The organism is Streptomyces sp. NPDC041814 (genome assembly GCF_055590565.1).
Genome location: NZ_JBVJAM010000015.1, coordinates 47,224 through 73,174, shown reverse-complemented (window position 1 = coordinate 73,174; position 25,951 = coordinate 47,224). Strand labels below are relative to the sequence as shown.

General features: G+C 71.4%; 21 protein-coding genes. 7 read left to right on the top strand and 14 right to left on the bottom strand.

Translation table 11 applies throughout. The features are described from left to right. Window positions 1-2: 2 nt before the first annotated feature. Window positions 3-1,436: an FGGY family carbohydrate kinase gene (locus ACZ6C6_RS30390; RefSeq protein ID WP_469207376.1), complete on the bottom strand. Its 1,434-nt coding sequence runs from the start codon at window positions 1,434-1,436 to the stop codon at window positions 3-5. 328 nt (window positions 1,437-1,764) lie between these two features. Between ACZ6C6_RS30390 and ACZ6C6_RS30385 the strand changes: the two genes are divergently transcribed. Continuing rightward, window positions 1,765-2,751: a hypothetical protein gene (locus tag ACZ6C6_RS30385; RefSeq protein WP_469207374.1), complete on the top strand. Its 987-nt coding sequence runs from the start codon at window positions 1,765-1,767 to the stop codon at window positions 2,749-2,751. Window positions 2,752-2,807: 56 nt separating this feature from the next. Continuing rightward, on the top strand, window positions 2,808-4,337 hold the full coding sequence (locus tag ACZ6C6_RS30380; RefSeq protein ID WP_469207372.1) for an amino acid permease: 1,530 nt from the start codon (window positions 2,808-2,810) through the stop codon (window positions 4,335-4,337). A 283-nt stretch (window positions 4,338-4,620) separates the two neighbouring features. Here the strand turns inward: ACZ6C6_RS30380 and ACZ6C6_RS30375 are convergent, their stop codons facing one another. The 4 genes from ACZ6C6_RS30375 to ACZ6C6_RS30360 are packed head-to-tail and all read right to left on the bottom strand — an operon-like array spanning window position 4,621 to window position 8,356. Continuing rightward, a complete protein-coding gene (locus ACZ6C6_RS30375) occupies window positions 4,621-5,388 on the bottom strand; it encodes a sulfite exporter TauE/SafE family protein (RefSeq protein ID WP_469207370.1) in 768 nt (255 codons plus the stop codon). Between the two features lie 36 nt (window positions 5,389-5,424). Further along, complete coding sequence (locus tag ACZ6C6_RS30370; protein WP_469207368.1) at window positions 5,425-6,057, bottom strand: LutC/YkgG family protein; 633 nt, start codon at window positions 6,055-6,057, stop codon at window positions 5,425-5,427. Beyond that, entirely contained in the window at window positions 6,054-7,592 is a 1,539-nt protein-coding gene (locus ACZ6C6_RS30365) for a LutB/LldF family L-lactate oxidation iron-sulfur protein (RefSeq protein ID WP_469207366.1), read from the bottom strand. Before ACZ6C6_RS30365 ends, ACZ6C6_RS30370 begins: the two co-directional genes overlap by 4 nt. Beyond that, window positions 7,589-8,356 carry a (Fe-S)-binding protein gene (locus ACZ6C6_RS30360; protein ID WP_469207364.1) on the bottom strand — a complete coding sequence of 256 codons (768 nt, stop codon included), beginning with the start codon at window positions 8,354-8,356 and terminating at the stop codon, window positions 7,589-7,591. The genes ACZ6C6_RS30365 and ACZ6C6_RS30360 overlap by 4 nt, the downstream gene beginning before the upstream one ends. A 196-nt stretch (window positions 8,357-8,552) precedes the next feature. On the opposite strand from ACZ6C6_RS30360, the gene ACZ6C6_RS30355 reads away from it, so the two are divergent. After that, window positions 8,553-10,229: an L-lactate permease gene (locus ACZ6C6_RS30355; RefSeq protein WP_469207362.1), complete on the top strand. Its 1,677-nt coding sequence runs from the start codon at window positions 8,553-8,555 to the stop codon at window positions 10,227-10,229. A 40-nt stretch (window positions 10,230-10,269) separates the two neighbouring features. On the opposite strand, the gene ACZ6C6_RS30350 is transcribed toward ACZ6C6_RS30355, so the two are convergent. From ACZ6C6_RS30350 to ACZ6C6_RS30335, 4 genes are all read right to left on the bottom strand, one after another. After that, entirely contained in the window at window positions 10,270-11,019 is a 750-nt protein-coding gene (locus ACZ6C6_RS30350; RefSeq protein WP_469207360.1) for a FadR/GntR family transcriptional regulator, read from the bottom strand. Window positions 11,020-11,111: 92 nt separating this feature from the next. Next, a complete protein-coding gene (locus tag ACZ6C6_RS30345; protein WP_469207358.1) occupies window positions 11,112-12,155 on the bottom strand; it encodes a S66 family peptidase in 1,044 nt (347 codons plus the stop codon). A gap of 9 nt (window positions 12,156-12,164) precedes the next feature. Continuing rightward, window positions 12,165-12,584 carry a nuclear transport factor 2 family protein gene (locus ACZ6C6_RS30340; RefSeq protein ID WP_469207356.1) on the bottom strand — a complete coding sequence of 140 codons (420 nt, stop codon included), beginning with the start codon at window positions 12,582-12,584 and terminating at the stop codon, window positions 12,165-12,167. A gap of 30 nt (window positions 12,585-12,614) precedes the next feature. Then, window positions 12,615-13,355, bottom strand: a complete 741-nt coding sequence (locus ACZ6C6_RS30335) for a class I SAM-dependent methyltransferase (protein WP_469207355.1) — start codon at window positions 13,353-13,355, stop codon at window positions 12,615-12,617. 176 nt (window positions 13,356-13,531) lie between these two features. On the opposite strand from ACZ6C6_RS30335, the gene ACZ6C6_RS30330 reads away from it, so the two are divergent. The 3 genes from ACZ6C6_RS30330 (at window position 13,532) to fusA (ending at window position 17,236) form a co-directional block, all read left to right on the top strand. Continuing rightward, window positions 13,532-14,446, top strand: coding sequence for a DUF2510 domain-containing protein (locus tag ACZ6C6_RS30330; RefSeq protein ID WP_469207353.1), 915 nt, complete (start codon window positions 13,532-13,534; stop codon window positions 14,444-14,446). Window positions 14,447-14,548: 102 nt separating this feature from the next. Next, window positions 14,549-14,848: a hypothetical protein gene (locus ACZ6C6_RS30325; protein WP_469207351.1), complete on the top strand. Its 300-nt coding sequence runs from the start codon at window positions 14,549-14,551 to the stop codon at window positions 14,846-14,848. A gap of 303 nt (window positions 14,849-15,151) precedes the next feature. After that, entirely contained in the window at window positions 15,152-17,236 is a 2,085-nt protein-coding gene (gene fusA, locus ACZ6C6_RS30320; protein WP_469207349.1) for an elongation factor G, read from the top strand. 56 nt (window positions 17,237-17,292) lie between these two features. Here the strand turns inward: fusA and ACZ6C6_RS30315 are convergent, their stop codons facing one another. Beyond that, on the bottom strand, window positions 17,293-18,744 hold the full coding sequence (locus ACZ6C6_RS30315) for a glyceraldehyde-3-phosphate dehydrogenase (protein WP_469207347.1): 1,452 nt from the start codon (window positions 18,742-18,744) through the stop codon (window positions 17,293-17,295). 262 nt (window positions 18,745-19,006) lie between these two features. On the opposite strand from ACZ6C6_RS30315, the gene ACZ6C6_RS30310 reads away from it, so the two are divergent. Continuing rightward, complete coding sequence (locus tag ACZ6C6_RS30310; protein ID WP_469207345.1) at window positions 19,007-20,719, top strand: RICIN domain-containing protein; 1,713 nt, start codon at window positions 19,007-19,009, stop codon at window positions 20,717-20,719. A gap of 58 nt (window positions 20,720-20,777) precedes the next feature. Here the strand turns inward: ACZ6C6_RS30310 and ACZ6C6_RS30305 are convergent, their stop codons facing one another. From ACZ6C6_RS30305 to ACZ6C6_RS30290, 4 genes are all read right to left on the bottom strand, one after another. Continuing rightward, window positions 20,778-22,601 (bottom strand): glycoside hydrolase family 2 protein, encoded by a 1,824-nt coding sequence (locus ACZ6C6_RS30305; protein WP_469207343.1) that lies wholly within the window; start codon window positions 22,599-22,601, stop codon window positions 20,778-20,780. 71 nt (window positions 22,602-22,672) lie between these two features. After that, entirely contained in the window at window positions 22,673-23,569 is an 897-nt protein-coding gene (locus ACZ6C6_RS30300; RefSeq protein WP_469207341.1) for a carbohydrate ABC transporter permease, read from the bottom strand. Window positions 23,570-23,571: 2 nt separating this feature from the next. Next, entirely contained in the window at window positions 23,572-24,507 is a 936-nt protein-coding gene (locus tag ACZ6C6_RS30295; RefSeq protein ID WP_469207339.1) for a carbohydrate ABC transporter permease, read from the bottom strand. A gap of 22 nt (window positions 24,508-24,529) precedes the next feature. Beyond that, window positions 24,530-25,903, bottom strand: coding sequence for an extracellular solute-binding protein (locus tag ACZ6C6_RS30290; protein ID WP_469207337.1), 1,374 nt, complete (start codon window positions 25,901-25,903; stop codon window positions 24,530-24,532). Window positions 25,904-25,951: the final 48 nt, after the last annotated feature.

Sequence of the window (25,951 nt, the reverse complement as noted above, 5' to 3'; positions counted from 1 at the left end):
GCTCACGCCCGCTCCAGCAGCCCGCGCACGGCGGTCCGGAACGCGTCGAGGCGTTCGGCCGCCTCGTCGGGTCCGATGCGTGGTTCGTAGACAGCGGCCGGTTTCCGCACGGGAACGGCCCGGGTGAGCGGGAGCGTGGGGTCGGCGCCCATACGGGCCACCGCGCCGACACCGAGGGCGGTGGCGTCGGGGAGCGCGGACACCTCGACCGGGCGTTGCAGCAGGTCGGCCTGGGTCTGCATGAGGAGGGCGGAGCGGGTGAGGCCGCCGTCGACGCGCAGGACGGACAGCGGTGTGCCCCGGTCGGCGGTGACCGCGGCGGCCAGCTCGGCCACCTGGGCGGCGATCCCCTCGCACAGGGCGCGCACCAGGTGCCCGGCCGAGGTGTCCAGGCCGAGCCCGGTGACCGCGCCGCGCAGGTCGCTCCGCCACCAGGGGGCGGCGAGGCCGGCGAGTGCGGGGACGAAGGTGACGCCGCCGGTGTCGGGGACGGTGGCACCGACCGGGTCGAGGTCGGCGGCGCCGGCGATCACCCCGAGGTCGGTGAGCCAGCGCACGGCGGAGGCCGCCGTGTAGACCTGGCCGTCCAGGCAGTAGCTGGTGCGCCCGCGGAGCCGCCAGGCCACGCAGCTGACCAGCCCGCCGGTGCCGCGGCGCGGGGCGGTTCCGGTCCCGGCGAGGAGGAACGCCCCGGTCCCGTAGGTGCACTTGGCGACGGACGGGTCCAGGGCGCTCTGGGCGAGCAGGGCCGCCTGCTGGTCGACGAGGAGTCCGGTGAGCGGGAGGTCGCCGCCGAACACCCCGGTTGTGCCGAAGATTCCGGCGGCGTCGGTCACGGTGGGCAGCCGTTCGTCGCCGAGGCCGTAGGCGTCCAGCGCGGCCGGTGACCAGGCGACGCGGTCCAGGTCGAGGAGCTGGGTGCGTCCGGCGGTGGCGGCGTCCGTGACGAAGGCGCCGGTGAGCTGATGGACGAGCCAGGCGTCGCTGGTGGTGACGACGCCCTCGCGGGTCCGTTCGCGGCGGATCCAGGCCATCTTGGGGGCGGCGAAGTAGGGGTCGAGCGGGAGTCCGGTGAGGTGGTGCAACTCCTCGCCGCGATGGGCGAGTTCCGCGCAGATGTCCGCGGCCCGGCGGTCCTGCCAGACGATCGCCTCGGTGAGCGGGCGCCCCGTGCCCGGGTCCCAGGCGAGAACCGTCTCGCCCTGGTTGGCGAGCCCGACGGCTTCGACGGTGCCGCCCGATTCGGCCAGGGCCTGCCGGCCGGCGGCGACGACCGATGCGAGTAATTCGGCCGGATCCGCCTCGACGGCACCACCGGGGCCGTACCGGGGCCGCACGGGGGCGGAACCGGAACCGGTCACACCCCGCTCGGGACAGATCACCAGCGCTTTCGTTCCCGATGTGCCCTGGTCGATTGCCAGCACCGGGCCTGTCATCGGTTCTCCAGCGGTACGCGAGCCCGGGGCTCGAACGGAATCGTGATCTTCGGTCGCGGCCCCCAGAGTGGTGCAGCCCAGCGGTTACGTCAAGCACGCGCCGGGGCTGTGTCCGGAACCTTGCGGAAGCGGCGGGAAGGCGCCAACACGAGTAACCAACAAGCGACTTGGGCCGAATCAATGATTCGTTCGAGAGTTCCACGCAAAGGGCTCTACACTCACCGCCGAGCAGCAACCGGAAGCCAAAAGCAGTTCGCACTTCAACTGTTTCTCCGTCGCAATAATCCCTGAGGATCGATGAATTCAGCCCCCCGCCCCGAGCGCGCCCATGGCCAACGGTGAATTCCGGCCGGTTTACCATCCGGCCGGCCACGACAATGAACTCCGAGCGGCGTTACAGGACTTACGTACCGGCCGCTGGATCGCCATGCGCGACCTGCTGGCGGGCACCCCGGACTGGGCCCGGTGGACCCAGCGCACCCAGGTGCTCGGGGCGGTCGCGGCGGGGACCGACGCGATACGGACCTGGCTGACCGAGGAGCCGGAGAGCAGCGCGGGGGCGGTGATGCGCGCCCGGGTCGCGGTGGAGCGCGCGGTACGGGCCAACCGCGCGGGCCACCCCAGCGGCCGGGAGCTGTGGCAGGAGGCGTGGGAGGCGTGCCGTTCGGCGGCGCACGCCGCACCGGCCGACCCGGTGCCCTGGGTGTGCCTGCTGGCCCTGTCCCAGCTGGACGAAGACCAGCGGCTCGCCGAGCACCGGCTGCCGCCGCCCGGTCCCATGCTGTTCCCCGGCCCGTGGGGGCTGCTGGCGGAGGCCGACCGGCGCGACCCGCACAACCGCGAGGCGTACCACCGGATGCTCCAGTTCGTGTACGCGCGCAGGGCCGGCGGCGCGCTCGTCGAGGCGGTGAACTTCGTTCAGTGGGCGTCGTCCACGGCGCCGGAGGGCTCGGCCCTCCATGTGCTCCCGCTGTACGTCCGGGTCGAGCGCTACCGCCGCGAGCACGACCACGACAAGGCCCTCGACCTGCACTGGGTCACCGAGGACGCCGAGCGCGAGGCCCTGCGCGCGCTGGAGGTCTGGTACCGCCGCTCCCCTGCCGCCACCCGGACCCTGCCCGACCTCAACCACCTGGCGCACGCCCTGTGGGGGGCGCTCCGGTTCGCCGAGGCGGCCGAGGTGTTCCGCGAGCTGGGCCCGTACTTCACCTCGCTGCCCTGGGCCTGCCGCTCCCGTACGCCCGACGACCCCGGCGGCGCCGAGGAGGTCTTCCTGCGGGCCCGTGCCCGGGCGCTGTCGGCGGCCCCCGGCTGAGCGTCCTCCCCGCATCTTTCCGAGTCGCCCGTCCACCCCCCACCAGGAGGTCCTCCATGTCCGTGTCCACCTCGCCCCGCAAGGGTGCCGGGACCAGTGCGCCGAAGGACGAGGAGCAACGGCTCCGTGAGCTCGGCTACCAACCGGTCCTGGCCCGCCGCATGGGCGGGTTCGGCAACTTCGCCATCAGCTTCTCCGTCATCTCGATCCTGTCGGGGTGCATGACCCTGTACGGCTTCGGCATGTCCACGGGCGGGCCGGCCGTGATGCTGTGGGGCTGGGCCGGTGTCGGCCTGTTCGTGCTGTGTGTCGGGATGGCACTGGCCGAGGTGACGAGCGCGTATCCGACGTCGGGGGCGCTGTACTACATGGCGGACCGGCTGGGCGGCCGCAAGTGGGGCTGGTACACCGGCTGGCTGAATCTGCTCGGGCTGCTCGGCGCCATCGCGGGCATCGACTACGGCGCCGCGCTGTTCACGGGCGCGCTCATGAAGATCCAGTGGGGCTTCACGCCCACCCCGGGAAAGACGATGGTCATCTTCGTCTGCATCCTGCTGCTGCACGCCGTCATCAACCTGTTCGGGGTGCGGCTGGTGAGCATCCTCAACTCGGTCAGCGTGTGGTGGCATCTGGCCGGTGTGGCGGTGATCGTCTCCGTGCTGGCGATCGTGCCCTCGCACCACCAGTCGCCCTCGTTCGTGTTCACCGAGTTCGTCAACGACACCGGCTGGCACAACCCGCTGTACGTGGCGGCAATCGGGCTGCTGCTCGCGCAGTACACGTTCTGCGGCTACGACGCCTCCGCGCACCTGTCGGAGGAGACCTCGAACGCCTCGGTCTCGGCGGCGCGTGGCATCGTCCGGGCGATCTGGGTGTCGTGGGTGGCCGGTTTCGTACTGCTGGCGGGGCTGACCTTCGCCATCCAGGACTACGCGGGAACGCAGAAGACCGCGACCGGTGTGCCACCCGCGCAGATCCTGATCGACGCGCTGGGCACCTCCGGCGCGACGGCGATGCTGCTGATCGTGATCGCGGCGCAGCTCTTCTGCGGGAACGCCGAGGTCGCCGCCGCGAGCCGGATGGTGTTCGCCTTCAGCCGGGACAACGCGCTGCCCGGTTCCTCGCTCTGGCGGAAGGTGAGCGCGCGCACGCAGACACCGGTTCCGGCGGTGTGGCTCTCGGTGATCGTCGCCGGGGTGCTGGCCCTGCCGTCGCTGTACTCGGCGACCGCGTACGGCGCGGTGACCGCGATCAACGTCATCGGAATCACGCCCGCGTACGCGATCCCGGTCTTCCTGAAGCTGCGGGCCAAGGGCCGCTTCCAGCCGGGGCCGTGGCACCTGGGCCGCTGGTCGAAGCCGGTCGGCTGGATCGCGGTGGTGTGGGTGGCGATCGTGACGGTGCTGTTCCTGCTGCCGCAGTCGTCGCCGGTGACCATCGACTCGATGAACTACGCATCGATCGCCCTGGTCGCGGTGCTCGTCCTGGCCACCGTGTGGTGGTTCGTCGCGCGGCGCTCGTACGGCACGCCGTCGGCGTACGGGAACGCGCGCGAGCAGGCGGAGATCGAGGAGGGCATCATCTGACCGGCGCCGCCGGAATACGAGGGGCGGGGGGCCCCCCCCCGCGGGGGGGGGGGGGGGGCCGCGGGGCCGCCGCCGGGGGGGGGGGGGGGGGGGGCCGCCCCCGCCGGGGGGGGGGGGCCGCCGCGCCACGGAGAGGGGCTGGTGGGTCGGGCCGGCGGTGGGGTTCGGGTACGGGGGGGTTGCTGGGTTTTTGGTGGGGGGTGGGTTGGGGGGGGGGGCGGGGGGGGCCGGGGGGGGGCCCCCGGGGGCGGGGGGGCGGGGGGGCCCGCCCCTCGTAACGCCTTCAGGTCAGGAGGAGTTGGAGGCCGCCGATGACGGTGGCGGCCAGGACGACGCGCTCGAAGAGCCGCTGGTTGATGCGGTCCACGCACCTGCGCCCGATCCAGGCGCCCGGCAGCACGAACACCAGCAGGCAGGCGTCCAGCAGCAGGGAGCGTCCGTCGATCAGCCCGAGGCCCACGCTGAACGGCACCTTCGAGGTGTTGACGATCAGGAAGAACCACGCCGAGGTGCCCAGGAAGCCCAGTTTCCGGAATCCGGCCGAGAGCAGATAGAGCGACATCACCGGGCCGCCCGCGTTGGCGACCATGGTGGTGAAGCCGCCGAGCACCCCGTACGAACGTGCCTTGAGCCGTTCACCGGCGGTCGGCGGCCCGTCGTCGGCGCCGGGTTCGGCGACGGCCTCCGCCGTGCGGCGGCGCCAGACGGTGACGCCGGCCATGAAGACCAGGATCGCGCCGATCGAGGTCCGCACGGTGGCGTCGTCGGCCCACATCATGAACAGCGTGCCCGCCACCACGCCGGCCGCGACGGCCGGGAAGAGCCGCAGCAGGGTCGGCCAGTGCGCGTGACGCCGGTAGACGAGGACGGCGAGCACATCGCCCGTGATCAGGATCGGGAGCAGTACCCCGGTGGATTCGCGGGCGGGGAGCACCGCCGCGAAGACCGCGAGGCTGATCGTGTTGGCGCCGCTGACGGCCGTCTTGGAGAAGCCGACGAGTGCGGATGCCGCGGCCAGTGCCGCCAGTTGCCAGAGGGTAAGTGTGTCCATGCCAGGCAGAGAGCGTAACCGGCCCGGCGCGATCACCTAAACGTCTGTGCGAATGACGACTGCGAGGGTGCGCGGGCCGTGGACGCCCTCGACCCGCTCCAGCTCGATGTCGGAGGTGGCCGAGGGTCCGCTGATCAGCGTGGTCGGGCGCTCCGGCACCAGTCGGGCCACCGCCTCGGGCACACCCACCTCCACGGTCGACAGGTCGACCACACACACATGCAGGTCGGGCACGAGGGACAGCGCCCGTCGCCCCTGGTCGGGCGAACCGTCCAGGAAGATGGTGCCGGTCTCGGCGCAGCTGACGGCGGACGCGGTGACGACACCGTCGAGGGCGTCCAGGCGCGGCGCCGGGATGTCCGCGGAGTCCTGCTGGACCTCACCGTCATAAGCGGCCAGCCACCCCGTGTCGAGCCCCGGGGGGACACCGATGCGGGCGGCTTCCCGCTCCCGCAGCACCTCGGCGACGACTTCGGCGGTCCGGTCGGCGGTGCACGGGTGGACCTGCGCCTTGTAGTCGACGAGCCGGTCGGTGAAGAGGGCGAGGCGTTCCTCGTCGGGGAGCGTGCGGCCGGTGCGGTAGGCGCGCGGGACGGGGGTCTCCCCGGCGGGCGCGAGGGCCAGCGCGTCCCGGACGCGGCCGAGCACGATGTCACGGGCGGTCGTCATTCGCCGTCCTCCTGCTGCTGGTTGCGGGTGTGCTCGGCGGACGCCTCGCGCATGGCGGCCGTGCCTTCGGCCGAGGCCAGCCAGGCACGGAAGGTCTGCTTCGGCGGGGCGGGAGTGTCGCGGCTGTCGCTCCAGCCGTTGAACGGGGGCGGCAGCGCCGGGAGCTTCCCGTCCCGGGCCAGGACGCGGCCGAGCCGGGACGCCTTCTGCGCGGCGGTGTAGACCTTGGGCCGGCCCATCACGGCGCCCGCCGCCTTCATCGCCAGCTTCTCGGCGGTGGTGCCGGACTGCTCGGTGTGCTGGTGGCGCAGCTCGACCAGCAGCGAGGGGATGTCGATCTTGACGGGGCAGGCGTCGAAGCAGGCCCCGCAGAGGCTGGAGGCGTACGGCAGCGAGCTGTTCGGGTCGTTCTTGGCGGCGTCCATCCCGGCGAGCTGCGGAGTGAGTACGGCGCCGATCGGGCCGGGGTAGGTCGATCCGTAGGCGTGCCCGCCGGCGCGCTCGTACACCGGGCAGACGTTGAGGCAGGCCGAGCAGCGGATGCAGTTCAGCGCCTCGCGGCCGACGCGGTCCGCGAGGGCAGCGGTCCGACCGTTGTCGAGGAGGACCAGGTGGAAGGTCTGCGGTCCGTCGCCGGGGGTGACGCCGGTCCACATCGAGGTGTACGGGTTCATCCGCTCACCCGTGGAGGAGCGCGGCAGGAGCTGGAGGAAGACCTCCAGGTCCTGGTAGCGCGGCAGGACCTTCTCGATGCCCATGACGGTGATCAGCGTGTCGGGGAGGGTCAGGCACATGCGGCCGTTGCCCTCGGACTCCACGACGGAGAGGGTGCCGGTCTCCGCGATCCCGAAGTTGGCCCCGGAGACGGCCACCCTGGTGGTCATGAACTTCTCGCGCAGGTAGGCGCGGGCGGCGGCGGCCAGGTGGGCGGGGACGTTGTCCAGGGCCGGGTCGACGCCGGGGATCTCCTTGAGGAAGATCTGCCGGATCTCGTCCCGGTTGCGGTGGATGGCGGGGACGAGGATGTGCGAGGGCTTGTCGTGCGCGAGCTGGACGATGAGTTCGGCGAGGTCGGTCTCGTGCGCGGTGACGCCGAGGGATTCGAGGTGTTCGTTGAGGCCGATCTCCTGTGTGGCCATCGACTTGACCTTGATGACCTCGTCGCTGCCCGTCTCCTGGATCAGCCGGGCGACGATCTCGTTGGCCTCGACGCCGTCGCGCGCCCAGTGGACGGTGCCGCCGCGTGCGGTGACGTTGCGTTCCAGCTCCTCCAGGAGTTCGGGGAGCCGGTTCATGGTGTCGGTCTTGATGGCGGACCCGGCGTCGCGCAGCTCCTCCCAGTCGGGTAGTTCGCCGGTGACGTGGAGGCGTTTGGCGCGGATGGTGCGGGTGGCGCGGCCGAGGTTGCGGCGCAGCTGCTCGTTGCCCAGGTCGTCGTGGGCGGCGGCGGGGAACTTCCGGTCGCCGCGCAGATTGCCCGTGCCGTACGGGGAGCGGGGCGGGGTCGCGGGCATGCCGAGAAACGTCGCGCTCATCGGGCGGCCTCCGTAAGGACGTGCGGCGAGTTGCGGGTGGAGGACAGGATCTGGGCGAGGTGCAGGGTCTTCGTTCCGGCCTTGATACGCGAGAGCCCGCCGCCGATGTGCATCAGGCAGGAGGAGTCGCCGGCGGTGCACACGTCGGCTCCGGTCGCGGTGACGTTGCGCATCTTGTCCTGGAGCATCGCCGTCGAGGTGTCGGCGTTCTTCACAGCAAAGGTCCCGCCGAACCCGCAGCAGGCGTCGGCCTCGCCCAGCTCCACCAGGTCGATCGCTTCGACGGCGCGCAGCAGCCGCAGTGGTTTGTCACCGACCCTGAGCATGCGCAGCGAGTGGCAGGTGGGGTGGTAGGTGACCCGGTGCGGGAAGTACGCGCCGACGTCGGTGACGCCCAGTACGTCCACGAGGAGTTCGGACAGCTCGTACGTCTTCGCCTTGACGGTGGCGACACCCGCGCGCAGAGCCGCGTCCCCGTACCGCTCGGCGACGATCTCGTGCTGGTGGCGGACCGATCCGGCGCAGGAGCCCGACGGCATGACGACGGCGTCGATGGAGGTGTCGCCGAACTGGGCGGCGAAGTTGCGGACCAGCGGGACGGGCTCGCGCTGATAGCCGGTGTTGACGTGCATCTGGCCGCAGCAGGTCTGTCCCGGCGGGAACACCACGTCGTGACCCAGGCGGGCCAGCAGCACCGCGGTGGATTTCACCGCCTCGGGGAAGAGCGTGTCTCCCAGACAGGTGGCGAAGAGCCCGATACGCATGGAGCCTCCCCGATCGCAGGTTATGGTCCGACCATACTACCCTCCGTCCGGTTTCGGCAGGGGCACGGCACAACTGGAGAGCAGCTGGAGCGGAAAGTGACCTGGCCGCCATTTGGTCTGACCTTATTGACATACGACATCTCTGGTGTCCTACTGATCGCTGAATCAGCTGCGTCACTCAGCGAGGAGTAATTCCGTGGCTTCCGCACCACCCGCCACCGTGCTGGCTTCGTACACGCCGGACGTCCACGCCATCGGGGGCAGTCTCCTGGCGACCGCGCTGGTGAGCCTGATCCCGCTCGGCGTGTTCTTCGTGCTCCTGATGGCGGCCAAGCGCTCGGCCCTGGTGTCCGCGCTGGGCTCGGTCCTCACGGCTCTGCTCGTCGCGGTGATCGGCTTCGGGATGCCGGTCGGACTGGGGCTGCTCTCGGCGTCCCAGGGGCTCGTCTTCGGCCTGTTCCCGGTGATGCTGATCGTCGTCGCGGCGATCTGGTTCTACGAACTCACGGTCGTCAGCGGCCGGTTCGAGGATCTGCGGCGGTCGTTCAGCGCCGTCGGCCGGGGCGACCTGCGCGTGCAGGCGATGCTCATCGCCTTCTGCTTCGGCGGCCTGCTGGAGGCACTGGCCGGCTTCGGCGCGCCCGTCGCCATCACGGCCGTGATGCTGCTGGCCCTCGGCCTGCCCCCGGTCAAGGCGGCGGTGACCGTACTCCTCGCCAACACCGCGCCGGTCGCGTTCGGCGCCATGGCCATCCCCGTCACCACCGCGGGCAACCTCACCGGCATTCCCCCCGAGGACATCGCCTCGGTCATCGGCCGCCAGTCGCCCCTGCTCGCGATCTTCGTCCCGCTTCTGCTGCTGTTCGTCGTGGACGGCACGCGCGGCATCCGTCAGCTGTGGCCGATCGCGCTGGTCACCGGCGGCGTCTTCGCCCTGACCCAGTTCTGGTGCGCCAACCACTTCGCGTACGAGCTGACCGATGTGGTCGCTTCACTCGTCGGATTCGGCGTCGCCGTGCTGATGCTGCGCTTCTGGAAGCCGCGGACCCCGGACGACCAGCGCTCCCAGGTGGAGAACGAGCCGCTCACCCGGCGTCGGGTCACCTACGCCGTCCTCCCGTACATCCTGGTGATCGCGATCTTCGGCATCGCCAAGCTGAACGTGGGCGGGCTGGACATGCCCGCGGTGCTCGGCCACGCCAACCTGAAGATCGAGTGGCCCGGCCTCTACGGCGAGCTGATGACCACGGGCGGTACGCCGTCGTCCAGCGCGGTGTACACGCTGGAGGTCCTGGGCAATCCGGGCACCCTGCTGATCATCTCGGGCCTTCTGGTGACGCTGATCTACCGGTTCGCCAAGGACCGTGACGTCTATCCGATGACCGGTGGCGTCGCACTCTCGGCAGCGGGCCGGACGCTGAAGAACATGCGGACCGCCATCGCGACGGTCGCCACGGTGCTCGCGCTGAGCTACGTGATGAACCAGTCCGGTCAGACCGTTGCCATCGGCACCTGGCTCGCGACGGCGGGCGGGCTCTTCGCCCTGCTCTCGCCGGTGCTCGGCTGGCTCGGCACCGCCGTGACCGGCTCCGACACCTCCGCCAACGCACTGTTCGCCAACCTCCAGCAGACGGCCGGGCAGACCGCAGGGATCGACCCGACCCTGCTCGTCGCCGCGAACACCTCCGGCGGCGTGGTCGCCAAGCTGGTGAGTCCGCAGAACCTGACCATCGCCGCCACCGCGGTCGCGATGCCGGGCTCGGAGCGCATCCTGCTGCGCAAGGTCGCCGGATACAGCGTGGGCATGCTGGCCGTCCTCTGCGTCCTGGTCTACCTCCAGTCCACGTCGGCGCTGTCCTGGATGCTGCCCTGACGACACCAACCCGGCGACGGAGCCCCGTGCGGCGGGGGCGCTACTCGGCACCCCCGCCGGAATCGGACCGGTCCTGGTCGACCAGCGTCCCGTGGAAGCCGCGGATGTGGCGCTCGGCGAGGTCGGCCGCCGCCTCGCCGTCGCCGGTGCGCACCAGCCTCAGCATCTCCGTGTGCTCGGCGTTGAGCCGGGCCTGGGTGGCGGGCCAGTCGTCAACCTCTTCGAGGGCCCGCAGGATGAGGGGCCGTACGGACTCCCGTACCGCGGCGGTCAGCGTGGAGGTCAGCGCGTTGCCCGAACCGCTCGCCACGTTGACGTGGAACTGCGTGTCGAGCTCGTTGAACTCCTCCGGTCCGATGCCCTCCCGCGCCATCCGGTGGACCACCGCACCGGCCGCGTCCAGGTCCTCGTCGGACGCGTGCTCCGCGGCGGCCGCGAAGCTGGAGCGCTCCAGGGCGACCCGGGCCTCCATCACGTCGTGCAGGCTGTAGCTGCCGAGGGCGAAGTGGAGGCGCAGCAGCCTGCCGAGCGCGTCGTCCGGGTTGCGCACGATGCGGGCCCCGGAGTCGTGGCCCCGGCCGGGCTGGGCGACCAGCACGCCGATCGTCTCCAGCACCCGCAGCGCCTCCCGGAGCGCGGACCGGCTCACCCCGAACACGGGGGCGAGTTCGCGCTCCGGCGGGAGCCGGTCCCCGGCCCTCAGCTTTCCGGCGAAGACCTGCTCCTCGATGCTCTGGAGCACGAGTTCATGGGTCCGGGCCTGCCGCACGGGCTGCCACTCGACAGGCATCCGCTCCTCCACTCCCCGTTCGGGCGTATGCGTACATCCCGACTATGTCACACACGCGATGTGGTCGGACCACACCTGGGGAGCCCGCCCGTTCAGTAGGTGACGGTGATACGCCGCGCCACGCCGTCCACCCGGATCCGGCCGCCGAACGGGATGATCACCTGCGGGTCCGTGTGACCGCAGTCGACGTCGAAGACGGCCATGGTGTCGGGGGCGTACTCCGCGAGGGCGCGCAGCACTGCCTCCCGCTGCTCCCGGCAGTACACCGCACCGGCTTCCGCGTCGAGCGGCTGGTCGAAGGACCAGTTCTTGGCGCGCGCCATCAGCAGGGCGGGGAAGCGCCGCAGCAGGCCGCGCTCCCCCATGTTGCGCAGGATGCGGTACACCTCGTCGGCGCGGGGCAGTTCCTCGGAGGTGTCGAGGAACAGCACCCGGCCCTCGTAGGCCTCCGGGGCCAGGATCTCCCGGTCGGCCATCAGCATCCAGGCCAGGATCTCCAGGTTGCCGCCCCAGCTCGCCCCCTCGACCACCCGGTCCGCGTTGTGCCAGGTCCAGCCGTCGGCGGGGAGCAGGTCGGGCTCCTGGTCGAAGGTGCGCGGGTCCTTCCAGTCGCGGTTGATGCTGCCGCTCTCCTTCGCCGGCGTCAGCTCGTACGTGTCGTGGGTGAAGAGCGCGGCGCGCAGGGACTCGGCCGTCTGCGGGTGCAGCGCGCCGGGACGGCCGAACTCGACCATCACGGAGCCGCCGTGATAGCCGACGATGCCGAGGTTGTCGAGGAACACCAGCAGATTGGTGTTGTCGCTGTAGCCGAAGAACGGCTTGGGGTTGGCGCGCAGCAAGTCGCGGTCCAGGTGGGGCAGCAGGGTGATCTGGTCGTCGCCGCCGATGCTGGCTATGACGGCCTTGATGTCCGGGTCGGCGAACGCCGCGTGGAGGTCGGCGGCGCGCTCCTGCGGGGTGGAGCCCATCTTCCGGGTGGAGGGATACTCCACCGGATCCAGGCCGAATTCCTCGCGGAGCCTGCGCAGCCCCAACTCGTAGGGCAGCGGGAGGATTCCGGGCAGACCGGAGGCAGGTGAGAGCACGGCGACGCGGTCGCCGGGGCGGGGCTTGGACGGGTAGCGAGAAGGTGTCATCGCGCGAGCCTACGCAGCGCCGCCGGGGGTGTCCGCCGGATTTTCGGCGGTGGCCGGCGCGGGACCGGCCGGGGTGCCCTGGTGGAAGTACATCCGCCACCGCTCACCGCTCCTTCGCCACAGGGAACTGCGCCTGAACAGCAGGCCGTTGCGCTCGGTGACGTACGTCAGGTGGACCAGGTCCGGGGCGAGCAGGGTTCCGGACAACTCGAAGACGTCCGGGCCGGGATCGTCGTCCTCGGCGGCGGAGGTGACGGTGAGGATGGAGGCCCGGTCGTATCGGCGTCCGGAGGCGCCGAATTCGGTGAAGTCCGGGTCGAGCAGTTCCGTCACCGCGTCGGGCGACGCCCGTACCTCCGGATCGAGCAGCCGCAGTTCGCCCGCCATGGCGGCCCGTACGGCCCGCCCTTCCTCGTCGCTGAGCCTCATATGGACGGACCTTACGTCGGCGGCACCTGGTCAGACCAGGACCAGCAGGTCCATCCAGCTCACGGCGGGCCGGTCCGGCTCCTGCTCCGCCGCCGTACGCAGCCGGCGCATCCCGCGTTCGAACTCGTCGTCGCCGAGGTCGCGCAGCTTCGCGTCGGTGTCCCGCCTGATCCGGTCGGCGAACGCGGCGAGGCTCGGCGCGCTCTGCTGCGGCACCGCGTGCAGGGCGACGCGGGCAAAACCGGCCGCGGCGAACGCCTCACACGTCTGCTCCACCGTGGGATAGCCGTCCACGATGCGTTCCGCGCCGGGGAAGAAGCGCACCCGCAGGTCCCGTGCGCACCGGCCCGGGAAGGAATTGCGGATGAGCACGGGAGCGCCGGGTTTCAGCGCTCTGCGCAACTCCCGGGCGGCGGCGGGCAGATCGCCGATGTGGTGGACGACCGAGCCCAGCCAGGCCGCGTCCGCGCAGCCGTCCGGCACCGGCAGCGCCTCCGCACGTCCGTCGAGGGCCTCGATGAGCCCGCTCCGGGGGATCAGCGCCCGCATGGCGGCGGCCGGTTCCACGGCCAGGACCCGGACGCCGAACCAGTCGGCGAAAGCAGAGGCGAAGGAGCCGGTGCCCGCGCCCACGTCCAGGACGGCGGCGCCCGGTGCGAGTTCCACCTCGGCGGCGACGGCTGCGCGCCATGCGGTCAGACCGTCGCGCGGGATCTCCCGGGCGAGGCGGTAGTCCTCCGCGAAACGACGGTCGGGGGCGGTCGCTTCCATGGGGCCCTCACTTCTGGGCGCGGTCAGGCGGGTCCGCCGCGCCTCGTCGGCGGATGCTAGCGACAGCCCTTCCACTTGTCTAGACCAAGGAAGATGACGTATGCGGACGGCGGGCGACAGGGGGTTCACCCACCCAGTTCATAGGATTCTCAGGCAGTCCGGTTACCGTGTCGGGCGTGACCCAGACGAGCCCGCCCGGCTGGCATCCAGACCCCGGGTATTCAGGATTTGGCCCCCGCCACGAGCGCTGGTGGGACGGCAACCAGTGGACCGACCATCTGCGCGTACCGCCGGCGGCCGTCCGCAGCAGGCGCATACGCATTGGGGCCGGCATCACCGCGGCCGTGGTGGTGCTGGCCGCCATCGGGGGCGGTGTCTATCTGCTGTCGGACGGCTCCGACGGCAAGAGCGACACCGCGGCCACCGCCCCCTCCGATTCCCCGTCCCCCGGACCCGAGCGACAGCGGGGCGACGGCAAGGGCAGCGGAGGCAACGGCGACGAACGCGGCGGCGGCAACGGTGGCGGCGACCAGTCGCCCGAGCAGGGTCAGCCGCAGATCGAGGACGGTTACGCGACGGACCTGGCCAGCGGCATCAGCATCCCGGTCCCCGACGGCTGGAAGGGCGAGTCGGGCATGGGCGCCGGGGTGACCACCGGGACGTACGCCTGCCCGGGTGACACCAAGGAGAAGTGTGTGCGCGGCGGGGTGTTCTCCGCCCCCGCCGAGGCGCTGAAGCTGACCACCAAAACGGCGAAGGCCACCGCCGAGAAGGACATCGGGACCAACGCCAACGAGTCATACGGCGAGAAGATCTACGGCGGCATCACCTCGCACGAGGAACTGAAATCCGAGGCGGTCACGGTGGCCGGGCAGCAGGGCTACCGGGTGCGCTGGAAGGTGGTGACGAAGAACGGCGACGACGGCTACGTCGAATCGCTGGCCTTCCCCTCCCCGCTGGCCAAGGACATGCTGGTGGTGATCCGCTCCGGCTTCGACATCAACAGCAAGGCGCCTTCGCTGTCCGTCCTGGACACGATCACGAAGGGCATCAAGGCGGCATCCGGCGGGGGCTCCGGCACCAACGCCTGAGGTCCAGCGGGGTGCGCCGCACGGTCCGGGTGAGTATCCGGGCCGTGCGGTCTGAGTACGTTCCCCGATCCCGGGCCGGGGCGCCGCCGCTGAGATGGGGTCATGGCTCCCGACCCGAAGCGCCTCCGCGTGCGGCACGTCACCAGTGCCGGTACCTCCCTGGCCCTCTCGCTCGCCCCGCTCGTGATCGGCGTGCTGTTCGCGCGCACGATGGCCCTGGACCCGCACACACCGGTGAACGCCCTGATCACCCGGGGCGGCCGGGGCATCGGCCCGTCGCCCGCCGAGTGGCGCGGCTGCGGCCGGAGCGCGCTGCGCCGGTGCCGGACCGCCTGCCGCCCCCTGGGTCCCGGACGCGCCCGGCCGAAAAACCGGTTCCCCCGCGCACCCCGCCTTCCCTAGACTCGCCGCACACCGCGCGCCGGCCGTCCGTCGGCGCGTCCGCCGTGACCGTTGAGGGGAGACCGCCGTGCGTTACCGCACCGCCGCCGTCGTCCCCCCGTCGCGGTTCGAGGTGATCCTGGTGTCTCGCGCCGCCCGGAGCCGGCTGCGCGGCCGGCCCCGGACCCCGTGACGAACACCCGGGCCCCGCACGTTTACTGACATCCAGTCATGTCACGCGGGTCCCGCAGGCCCGCATCCGGGCTGCTTCGTCCGGGGGTATCGCGCCGTCTTCTTCCGGATCATCCCGAAAGGCCACCGGCCGTGCGTACCCACCAGCACCGTTCCCCCGTCAGCGCTCTCACCACCGTCCGCAACCTGGGCATCCTGGCCCATGTCGACGCCGGCAAGACCACGGTGACCGAGCGGATCCTCTACACCACCGGCACCACCCACAAGCGCGGTGAGGTGCACGACGGCACGACCATCACGGACTTCGACTCCCAGGAGCGCGACCGGGGCATCACCATCTTCGCCGCGGCCGTCAGCTGCACCTGGGACGGTCACCGGATCAACCTCATCGACACTCCGGGGCACGTCGACTTCGCCGACGAGGTCGAACGTTCGCTGCGGGTGCTCGACGGCGCGATCGCGGTGTTCGACGCGGTAGCGGGGGTGGAGCCGCAGAGCGAGTCGGTGTGGCACCAGGCGGACCGCCATGCGGTCCCCCGGATCGCCTTCGTCAACAAGCTGGACCGGGCCGGTGCGGACCTGGACACCGCGGTCGCCTCGATCCGGGACCGGCTGCACACCGTCCCGCTCGTGGTGCAGTTGCCCATCGGGGCCGAGGACGCCTTCCGCGGGGTGGTCGACCTGGTGCGCATGCGCGCCCTGGTGTGGGCGGAAGGCGCCGACGCGTACGAGGAGGGCGAGGTGCCCGACGGGCTGCGCGAGGAGGCGGCCCGGCGCCGGCGGCTCCTGGAGGAGGCGGTGGCGGAGCTGCATCCAGCGGCCCTGGAGGAGTTCTGCGTACGCTCCGAGCTCTCCGCGGGGACGCTGGCCGGGGCGCTGCGGGATCTGACCCGGACCGGTGAGGGGGTCGTGGTGCTGTGCGGTTCGGCGTACCGGAACCGGGGTGTCGAACCGTTGCTGGAGGCGGTCGTCGCGTACCTGCCCTCCCCTCTCGACGTGCCGCCGGTACGGGGCCTGCTCGACGGGGCGGTGCAGGAGCGGGCCGCCGATCCTCAAGGCCCCTTCGCCGCGCTGGCGTTCAAGGTGAACGCGACCGCGACGGGCCGGCTGACGTATCTGCGCGTGTACTCGGGAACGATCCGGAAGGGGGAGACGGTGCTGGACGCGACCACCCGGCGCAGTGAGCGTGTCGGGCGCATCCTGCGGGTCCAGGCGGACCGGCATGTGGACGTGGACGCGGCGGTGGCCGGGGACATCGTCGCGGTCATCGGCCCGAAGGCCGTCCGCCCCGGTGCCACGCTGTGCGCGCCCGGCGCCCCGCTGGTCCTGGAACCGCCCGCGGTGGCCGACCCGGTCGTGTCCGTGGCGGTGGAGGCGCGGCGGAGCACGGACACGGAACGGCTGATGGCCGCCCTGGTCCGGCTGGCCGAGGAGGATCCGTCGCTCGTGGTGCGGACGGACCCCGAGACCGGTCAGACCGTTCTCTCGGGCATGGGCGAACTGCACCTGGAGGTGGCCGCGGAGAAGATCCGCCGCGACCAGGGTCTGGACGTCCGGGTCGGCCGGCCGCAGGTCGCGCACCGGGAGACGCTGGTGCGCGGGGTGTCCGGTCTGGTCTACCGGCACGTCAAACAGGACGGCGGGGCCGGGCAGTTCGCGCACGTCGTCATCGACGTCGAACCGCTGGAGGCCACCGACGGCGAGGAGGCGGCGGAGTTCGCTTTCGGTTCGGCGGTCGTCGGCGGCCGGGTACCGCAGGAGTATGTGCGGGCGGTCGAGGCAGGCTGCCGGGACGCGCTGGCCGAGGGGCCGCTCGGCGGGCATCCGGTGACCGGGGTGCGGGTGACGCTGACCGATGGCGCGACGCATCCCAAGGACTCCTCGGAGATGGCGTTCCGTACGGCGGGGCGGTTCGCGCTGCGGGAGGCCCTGCGGGCGAGCGCGATGGTGCTGCTGGAGCCGGTGGTCGAGGTGACGGTCACTGTGCCCGGTGACGCGGTCGGCGGGGTGCTCGGCGACCTGGCCGCCCGGCGCGGCCGGGTCTCCGGCTCCACGACGCGGGGCGGCGCGGCGGTGGTGACGGCGACCGTGCCGCTGGCCGAGCTGTTCGGTTACGCGACGCGGCTGCGCAGCCGTACGCAGGGCCGGGGCACGTTCACCACCCGGGCGACGGGGTACGCGCCCGCGCCCGCCGTCACGGTCTCCGGGACCGGCTGACGGAAGGGTCCCGCCCGCCATCGCGGCGGGCGGGACCTGTCGTCGTCGGGCGGGGGTCAGGCGACCGGGACCGGGACCGGGAAGGTCGGGTACTCGACGCCCGAGACGTACTGGACGACCCGGATGACCTGGCACGAGTAGCCGAACTCGTTGTCGTACCAGAGGTAGAGGATCGCGTTGTCGCCGTCGACCTGGGTGGGGCCGGCGTCCACGATGGAGGCGTGGCGCGAGCCGATGAAGTCGCTCGACACCGCGTCGGGGGCGGTCGTGAAGTCGATCTGCCGCTTGAGCGGGGAGGTCAGCGACACCTCGCGGAGGTGGTCGAGGACCTCGGTGCGGGTGGTCTCGCGGCCCAGCTTCAGGCTGAGGATGGCGATCGACACGTCCGGGACGGGGACGCGGATCGAGCTGCCCGTGATCGTCGCCTCCAGGTCGGGCAGCGCCTTCGCGACGGCGGAGGCGGCGCCCGTCTCGGTGATGACCATGTTGAGCGGCGCGGAGCGGCCACGGCGGTCGGAGCCGTGGTAGTTGTCCAGCAGGTTCTGGTCGTTGGTGAACGAGTGGATGGTCTCCACGTGTCCGCGCAGCACGCCGTACTCGTCGGCCATCGCCTTCAGCGGCGGCACGATCGCGTTGGTGGTGCAGGAGGCGCAGGAGATGATCTGCTCGTCGGGCTTGATCATGTCGTGGTTGACGCCGTGCACGACGTTGAGGACGTCGCCCTTGCCGGGGGCGGTCAGCACGACCTTGGCGATGCCGGGGCGCAGGTGCTTGGACAGGCCCTCGCGGTCGCGCCACTTGCCGGTGTTGTCGATGAGGATGGCGTCGTCGATGCCGTAGGCGGTGTAGTCGACGGAGGTCGGGTCGTCCGAGTAGATGACCTGGATCTCGTTGCCGTTGGCGACGATCCGGTTGTTGGCCTCGTCCACGGTGATCGTGCCCTGGAACTGGCCGTGGATGGAGTCGCGGCGCAGCAGTGAGGCGCGCTTGACGATGTCCTGGCCCGCTCCCTTGCGGACCACGATGGCGCGCAGCCGCAGGCCGTTGCCGGAGCCCGCCTTCTCGATGAGCAGCCGGGCGAGCAGGCGGCCGATCCGGCCGAAGCCGTAGAGGACGACGTCGCGCGCCTCGCGGCGTTCGATCTTGTTGTCCCCGGTGGCGCCGTCGACGGCCTCCGCGGTGAATTCCGCCGCGCTGAGGCCGCGGTCGTCGGCCTTGTAGGTGGCGGCGAGCATGCCGATGTCGATCTGGGAGGGGCCCAGGTCGAGGGTGGTGAGGGCCTGGAGGAAGGGCAGGGTCTCGGTGACCGAGAGCTCCGCGCCGTCGATCTGCCGGGCGAATCGGTGGGTCTTGAGGATGCTCACCACCGATTTGTTCACCAGCGAGCGGCTGTGCAGGAGGACGGTGACGTCCCGCTCGCGGTGCAGCTTCCCGATGATCGGGATCATCGATTCCGCGATCTCCTCGCGGTTTTTCCAGTTGGTGAACGCGTCGTCATTGACAGTCACAGGTTTATCTTTCGAGCTAGGCGGCGCTCATATGGTAACCGGACCTTCATTCGAGCACTCACCCGGTCCGACCGTTCACCCTCGCCTGCCGACGCACATCGACCGCCCCGTGCGCCGCGAGCGGTCGGCGGCTCCGCGTTCAGCAGCTCAACGGAAGCTGTCAACCCTGTTTACATCGATGTACATCCGGCCCTACTGTTTCGCCGTCAGCAGCCCCACTCGGCCACCCCCCACGCCTTCGTGCCCCCGAGGAAGGAAGCCTGTGCTCTCCTTGCGCCGACCCCCCAGACCCTCGCCCCGCCACTCCCCCACGACGCCCCGCCGCCTCGCGCGCTGGGCGGCGCGTGCCGTCGCCCCGGTCCTGGCCGCCGCCATCGGCCTGGCCTCCGCCCCGGCGTCGGCGTCGCCTGCCGCCCCTCCCGCCGCCACACCTCCCGCGCCCGTCGCCGCCGGCGCCACCCCGCTGGGCAGCGGGACCGGCCTCTACCCGAGGGTGATCCGACTGGAGCACAACGGCTCCGCCAATGGCCGCGTGCTCGCCGGGGTCGTCACCTTCAACGGCAACAACGGCGTCGGGGCCATCCACGAGAGCACCGACGGCGGAACCACCTTCCGGCAGGTGGGGAGCGTCGCCGACCCGGAGTCGTCGGGCGGCCAGGGCCTCTGCTGCGCAACCCTCTTCGAACTGCCGCGCCAGGTGGGCTCGTTGGCGCCCGGCACCCTGCTGTGGGCCGCTTCCTCCGGCCAGGACGAGCAGAACCGGCGCATGGCGCTGCGCGTCTGGCGGAGCAGCGACGTGGGCCGGACCTGGTCCTACCTTTCCACCTGCGCCACCGCGACCGGCACGGGCGGGCTGTGGGAGCCGGAGTTCTCCGTAGCCGCCGACGGGGCGCTCGTCTGCCACTACGCCGACGAGACGGACCCCGCGCACAGCCAGAAGCTCGCCGCCGCCCGCAGCTATGACGGGGTCACCTGGCAGGACCGCCGCAACACGGTCGCCGGCTCCTGGGAACCGGACCGGCCGGGGATGCCCATGGTGCGGCGGCTGCCGAACGGCTCGTACTTCATGAGCTACGAGATCTGCAATCCGGGCGGCCAGTACCAGTGCGTCGTGCACTACCGGACCTCCCCGGACGGCTGGGACTGGGGCGACCCCGCCTCGCTCGGCTACCGCCCGGAGACCGTGGACGGCAAGTACTTCCGCGCCGCGCCCACCATCGCCTGGGCTCCCGCGCCGGGCGGCGGGGCCAACGGCCGGCTCCTCCTGATCGGCCAGCAGCTCCTGAACCGCGACGGCACACCCGCCACCGACAGCGGCCGCACGATCCTCGCCAACACGGAGAACGGCACCGGTCCGTGGTACGAGATCGAGGCCCCCGTGAAGGTCTCCGCGCCGACAGCCACGTACTGCCCGAACTACAGCTCGCCGCTGCTGCCCTCGGCGGACGGGCGCACCGTCCTGGAGATCGCGACGGACTGGGACGGCGGCGTCTGCCGCCCGTACGTGGCCACCGGCCCGCTCACCGGCAGCGGTGACGCGGCCGGGGTCGTGGACGGCGCGCGCTACCGGCTGGTCAACGCCAACAGCGCCCAGTGCCTGGACGTGGCCGCCGACTCACGGGACGCGGGCGGCAACGTACAGCAGTGGACGTGCAACGGCCTCGGCCCGCAGGCGTGGACGCTGCGGGCACACGGCGACGCGTTCACCCTGACGGGCGGCAACAGCGGTTACTGCGTGGACGTGGAGAACGGATCCGCCACGCCCGGCGCCAACGTACGGCAGTGGTACTGCAACGCGGCGGCCGCCCAGGACTGGCGGCTGGAGAACGCCGGGCGGGGCTACTACCGCCTGGTCGTGAAGTCCTCCGGGCAGTGCCTGGACGTCTCGCAGGGCTCCCGTACGGCGGGCGCCAACGTCCAGCAGTGGACGTGCAACGGGCAGCAGCCGCAGCTCTGGCGGCTCGAACGGATCTGACGTCGGCGGGTGCCCGCCCCCTCTGTGTCCGGAGGGGGCGGGCACCCTCGTGTCACCGTCAGCCGGCGTCCTGCTCCTCGATCGCGGCGGGCCGCAGCTGGGCCTCCCTGATGCGGGCGATGTCCAGCTTGGTACCCCGGTCGAAGCGGTAGACGCCGTTCTGCTCCTGGAAGACGTCGGTCAGCTGGGTGTAGCAGTAGCCGAACATGTCCGGGTCCGCCAGCAGCACACTGGTCAGACCGGCGAACCGCTCGTGGAACTCGTCCTCGGTGCGCACTCGGTCGCCGTAGCCCCAGGAGACCGTACGGTCGCTGCCCGACTGCGACGCGGCGGCCTCCGGGTCCCACCAGACCCCGCCGAACTCGCTGACGAAGTAGGGCTGGCCCCGGTACGGCTGCGAGTACGCGGCGCCGTTCTCGTAGGTGTTGACGAACGGCTCCCCCTTGGCGAGCCCGGAGACGAGCTGCCGGAAGGCGGCCGGGTCCTGCTCGTAGGTGTGGGAGTCGTAGATGTCGGTCTCCAGGACCCGGTGGGAGTAGCCGGAGGCGTCGATGACCGGGCGGGTGGTGTCCATCGCCTTGGTGGCGAGGAACATCGCACGGGTCACGTCGTCGAGCTGGGTGATCCGGTCGTGGAGCTTCTGGTACGTCTCGTTGAGCGGGCACCAGCCGACGATCGAGGGGTGGGAGTAGTCGCGTTCGACGGCTTCGAGCCACTGGGCGACGAAGGAGGCGTCCGGCCGCTGGTTGTCGCCGGAGGAGCCGCCGACCTCGCAGCCCCAGTCGCCGAACTCGCCCCAGACCAGATAGCCGAGGCGGTCGGCGTGGTGGAGGAAGCGCTCCTCGAAGACCTTCTGGTGCAGCCGGGCCCCGTTGAAGCCCGCCTCCATGGCCAGCTCGATGTCGCGGACCAGGGCCTCGTCGGTGGGGGCGGTCATCAGTCCGTCCTGGTACCAGCCCTGGTCGAGCACGAGGCGCTGGAAGCGGGGGCGGCCGTTGAGGAGGACGGCCTTGCCCCGGATGGAGACGGAGCGCAGGCCCGCGTAGCTCTCGACGGTGTCGACGGATTCGCCGTCGGGGCCGAGGAGTTCGAGGCGCAGCCCGTACAGGTGGGGGTCCTCGGGGCTCCACTCGCGACGCCGGTCATCCGGGACGGGAAGGTGGAGGCGGGGGGCCAGGTCGAGGTCGGCTCGGGCCTCGGCGCGGCAGACCTCGCCGGTGCCGTCGCTGAGGACGGCGCGCACACGGTGGCCGGGAAGGTTGGCGGACAGGGGCAGTTCGAGGTGGAAGGCGCCGGCTGCCAGGTCGGGGGTGATGCGGGGGCGGCGCAGATGCGCGTCGGTGACCGGTTCGGCCCAGACCGTCTGCCAGATCCCGGTCGTCCGGGTGTAGTTGCAGTCGTGGTTCGCGTACTGGACGGCCTGCTTGCCGCGGGCCTGCGGGCCGGACTTCGGGTCGCGGGCGCGGACGGTGATCTCCACCTCGCGGCCGGCCCGGGCGAGGTCGCCGAGGTCGGCGGTGAAGGGGGTGAATCCGCCTCGGTGGCGTACGACTTCGGTGCCGTCCACCCAGACGGTGGTGTCGTGGTCGACCGCGCCGAAGTGCAGCAGCACCCGGCGGCCGGCCCACTCGGCGGGCGGGGTGAAGCGCCGCCGGTACCAGACGGCTTCCAGGAAGTCGGTGTCGCCGACGCCGGACAGCTCGGACTCGGGGGCGAAGGGTACGAGGATCTCGCCGGTCAGATCACGTTCCAGCAGCCCGCGTTCGAGACCGCTGTCCCCCTGGTCGGTCTCGAACTGCCAGGTCCCGTTGAGGTTGAGCCAGTCGCGCCGTACGAACTGCGGGCGCGGGTACTCCGGACGGGGGACGGAGGGGGTCTGCACAGGTACTCCAGATGGATCGTGGTGGCGGCCGGCCGGGAGACCGGCGCCGGGGCAGGGACAGTCGGCGGGGGTCAGCCGCCGCCGAGGCCGGTGGTGGCGACGGAGTTGACGATGCGCCGCTGGAACAGCAGGAACATCACGATCAGCGGCAGCGCGGCCAGCAGGGCCGACGCCATGGACTGGGCGTACTGGATGCCGTACGCGTCCTTGACGGTGGCGAGGCCGACCGGGAGCGTCATCAGGTCCGGGTCGTTGGTGACGATGAACGGCCACATGAAGTTGTTCCACGCGCCGATGAACACGAAGATCGCGACGGCCGCGACGATCGGGCGGGACAGCGGGAGCACGATGGACGTGAAGACCCGCAGTTCGGAGGCGCCGTCGATGCGGGCGGCGTCCTCCAGTTCGCGGGGTATCGCGTCGAAGAAGCGCTTCAGGATGAAGACCATCATGGGCGCCACCACCTGCGGCAGGATCACCGCCGCGTAGGTGTCGACCAGGTGGAACAGCGTCATCTGCTCGAAGAGCGGAACGATCAGCAGTTGCGGCGGGACCATGATCGCGGCGACGGTGACCGCGAGCAGGGTGCGGCGGCCGCGGAAGGTGCCGCGCGAGAAGCCGTACGCGGCGAGTGTGGAGACGGCCGTGGTGAGCAGGGTGACCAGGACGGAGATGAGCAGGCTGTTGAACGCCCAGGTCGGTACGTTGCCCCGTTCCAGGATCTGCCGGTACGCGGAGAGCGTGAAGGCCCCCTTGAACGGCGAGAGGCCCGACTTCATCACGTCCTGCTCGCTCTGGAGCGAGGTGGCGAGCGCCCAGACGAAGGGCAGCAGCCACGCGATGGCGAGCACAGTCAGCGCGGTCCCGGCGAGCGCCCGGGGCAGCCGTCCGTGGCCGAGCAGCAAGGGCGAGCCGGACTCCTCGCGCGGTCGGCGCGGCCTGCGCACGGGGGTGGAGATGGCGGACACGGTCAGCCCTCCTGACGGAAGAAGCGGAGTTGCAGGACGGAGACGACGATGACGATCGCGAAGAAGATGTAGCTGACCGCCGAGGCGTAGCCCAGCCGGTATCCGGTGAACCCGACGTCGTAGACGTATTCGAGGATCGGGCGGGTCGATCCGTTGGGGCCACCCTTGGTGAGGATGTAGATCTGGTCGAAGACCTTGAGGGACGCGAGGACTTGGAGCATCGCGACCAGGACGGTGGTGTGGCGCAGTTGCGGCAGGGTGACCGACCACAGCCGCCGCCAGGCGCCCGCGCCGTCGAGCGCGGCGGCCTCGTCGTACGTGGTGGGCAGGGACTGCAGGGCGGCCAGGTAGAGCAGGAAGTTGAAGCCGACGGTCCACCAGACGGTGAGGGCGGCGACCGACCACATCGCCACCGACTCGTCGGAGAGCCAGCCGACGGGCTCCATGCCCAGCGAGGTCAGCAGTTGGTTGCCGAGGCCGATGTCGGGCTGGTAGAGCCACGTCCAGATGAGGGTCACCACCGTGACCGGCAGCAGGTAGGGGGCGAAGTAGGCCAGCCGCCACACCCATTGGCCGGCCAGTCCGCTGTGCACGAGCAGGGCCATGCCGAGCGCGACCAGGACGAGCGGTACGCACGAGATGACGGTGAAGAAGACAGTGTTGCCGAGGCTGCTCCAGACGTCCGGGTCCCCGAACGCCTCGGTGTAGTTGGCGAATCCGACGAATTCGGTGCCGCGCAGGCTGAGCGAGGCGTCGGTGAGGCTCATCCAGAGGCCCTGGACGACGGGCCAGACCAGGAAGAGCGCGAACACGACCAGGAACGGCAGGACGAACAGCCCGCCGCCCCGGGTCAGCGAGCGGCGGCGCCGGGGCGCGGCCGGTGTCGCGGAGGGTGGCTGCGGGGGCGCCGACGCTCCGGCGGGCGCGGTGGTGGTCACGATGCGGCTCCTTCGGCTGTCGTCAGGCGACCGGGTTGGGTTGGCGCAGCAGCGTGTCCGCCTCGCGGACCATCTGCCGTACCGCGCTCTCGGCGGAGGTGTTGCCCAGCAGCGCCGACTGGAGCGGCTGGCACATGCGGTTCTGGAAGTTGCCGCCGGCTCCGGCGAACCAGTTCGGCGGGTCGAGCACCGCGATCTCACCGGCGGCCGCGTAGGACGACTGGGGGTCGAGCTTCGCGTACTCGGGACGTTCCTGCACCGGCAGATAGGCGGGGATGTGACCGGCGCTCGCCCAGGTCAGGCTCTGTTTGACGATCTCGGCGATGTACCGGTGGGCTTCGCGGCGGCGGGCCGGGTCGGGGTCGTCCTGGTGCGGCAGGACGAAGCTGTGCGAGTCGGCGTAGACGGCCGGCCGGGCGAAGACCTGCGGGAAGGGAGCCGCGCCCAGGTGCTTGATGCCGGACTTGCGGAACGTGGGCAGCTCCCACTCCCCCGCCATGATCATGCCGCCGCGGCCGTCCATGAAGGCGGCCATCGCTCCGTTGTAGTCGAGGCTGTTGGGGTTGGTGCGCCCGTCGAAGAGTTGCTTCATGAAGGTGACGGCCTTCACCGCGGCGTCGATGTCGATCTTCGGCGGCCCGCCGTCGGGCAGCGTGAAGGAGGCCCCGGTCTGGGCGTACAGCGCGGCGAACTGGCGCCAGCTCTGGGCGGTGTCGGTGACGTGCCCGAAGAGCACGCCGGACGTGCCGGTGATCTCGGCGAGCTTCTTGCCGGCGTCCAGGAACGCCTCGGGCGAGCCCATCGGCGCCAGGTGGCCGGAGGAGTCGAGGAGCCCGGCCTTGTCGGCCACGTCCTTGTCGTAGAACACGATGAAGGGGTGGACGTCGAGCGGGATCGCGTAGACGGTCCCGTTGTGCTGGGCGCGCTTCCAGACGGCGGGCTCGAAGTCCTTCTCGCTGACGCCGAATTCGGCGAGGAGGTCCAGGTCGAGCGGGTCGAGCAGGCCGCCGGGGGCGTATCCGGCCAGCCGTGACAGGTGCAGCACGGCGACGTCGGAGGCCCGGCCGCCCGCCGCCGACATGGCGAGTTTCGTGTAGTACGACGGGCCCCAGTCCAGGATCGTCCGGTCGACGTCGAAACCGTCGGAGCCCTTCGAGACGGCGGCGATCATCTCGTCCATGAGCATGCCGTCGCCGCCCTGGAAGAGGTCCCAGACCTTCAGCGCGGACGCCTCGCCCGCGCGGGCCGGCGAGGCGCAGCCGGTGAGCGGGCCCGCCGCCAGCAGCGCGGCCGCTCCCGCGGTCCCGTAACGCAGCAGTTCGCGGCGCCCGATGGCGGGCGGGCGGCCGGGGTCCCAGGGTCCGGGCAGCCCTCGGGCGGGAGGTGCAGAGTTCATCACTGACCTTTCGACGGCCGGACGACGTGCCCGGCCGACGGCAGGCGC

Excerpts from the sequence above, each read along its gene's own strand:
- ACZ6C6_RS30390 (WP_469207376.1), bottom strand. The coding sequence starts at position 1,436 with ATGACAGGCCCGGTGCTGGCAATCGACCAGGGCACATCGGGAACGAAA.
- ACZ6C6_RS30385 (WP_469207374.1), top strand. The coding sequence starts at position 1,765 with ATGGCCAACGGTGAATTCCGGCCGGTTTACCATCCGGCCGGCCACGAC.
- ACZ6C6_RS30380 (WP_469207372.1), top strand. The coding sequence starts at position 2,808 with ATGTCCGTGTCCACCTCGCCCCGCAAGGGTGCCGGGACCAGTGCGCCG.
- ACZ6C6_RS30375 (WP_469207370.1), bottom strand. The coding sequence starts at position 5,388 with ATGGACACACTTACCCTCTGGCAACTGGCGGCACTGGCCGCGGCATCC.
- ACZ6C6_RS30370 (WP_469207368.1), bottom strand. The coding sequence starts at position 6,057 with ATGACGACCGCCCGTGACATCGTGCTCGGCCGCGTCCGGGACGCGCTG.
- ACZ6C6_RS30365 (WP_469207366.1), bottom strand. The coding sequence starts at position 7,592 with ATGAGCGCGACGTTTCTCGGCATGCCCGCGACCCCGCCCCGCTCCCCG.
- ACZ6C6_RS30360 (WP_469207364.1), bottom strand. The coding sequence starts at position 8,356 with ATGCGTATCGGGCTCTTCGCCACCTGTCTGGGAGACACGCTCTTCCCC.
- ACZ6C6_RS30350 (WP_469207360.1), bottom strand. The coding sequence starts at position 11,019 with ATGCCTGTCGAGTGGCAGCCCGTGCGGCAGGCCCGGACCCATGAACTC.
- ACZ6C6_RS30345 (WP_469207358.1), bottom strand. The coding sequence starts at position 12,155 with ATGACACCTTCTCGCTACCCGTCCAAGCCCCGCCCCGGCGACCGCGTC.
- ACZ6C6_RS30340 (WP_469207356.1), bottom strand. The coding sequence starts at position 12,584 with ATGAGGCTCAGCGACGAGGAAGGGCGGGCCGTACGGGCCGCCATGGCG.
- ACZ6C6_RS30335 (WP_469207355.1), bottom strand. The coding sequence starts at position 13,355 with ATGGAAGCGACCGCCCCCGACCGTCGTTTCGCGGAGGACTACCGCCTC.
- ACZ6C6_RS30325 (WP_469207351.1), top strand. The coding sequence starts at position 14,549 with ATGGCTCCCGACCCGAAGCGCCTCCGCGTGCGGCACGTCACCAGTGCC.
- ACZ6C6_RS30290 (WP_469207337.1), bottom strand. The coding sequence starts at position 25,903 with ATGAACTCTGCACCTCCCGCCCGAGGGCTGCCCGGACCCTGGGACCCC.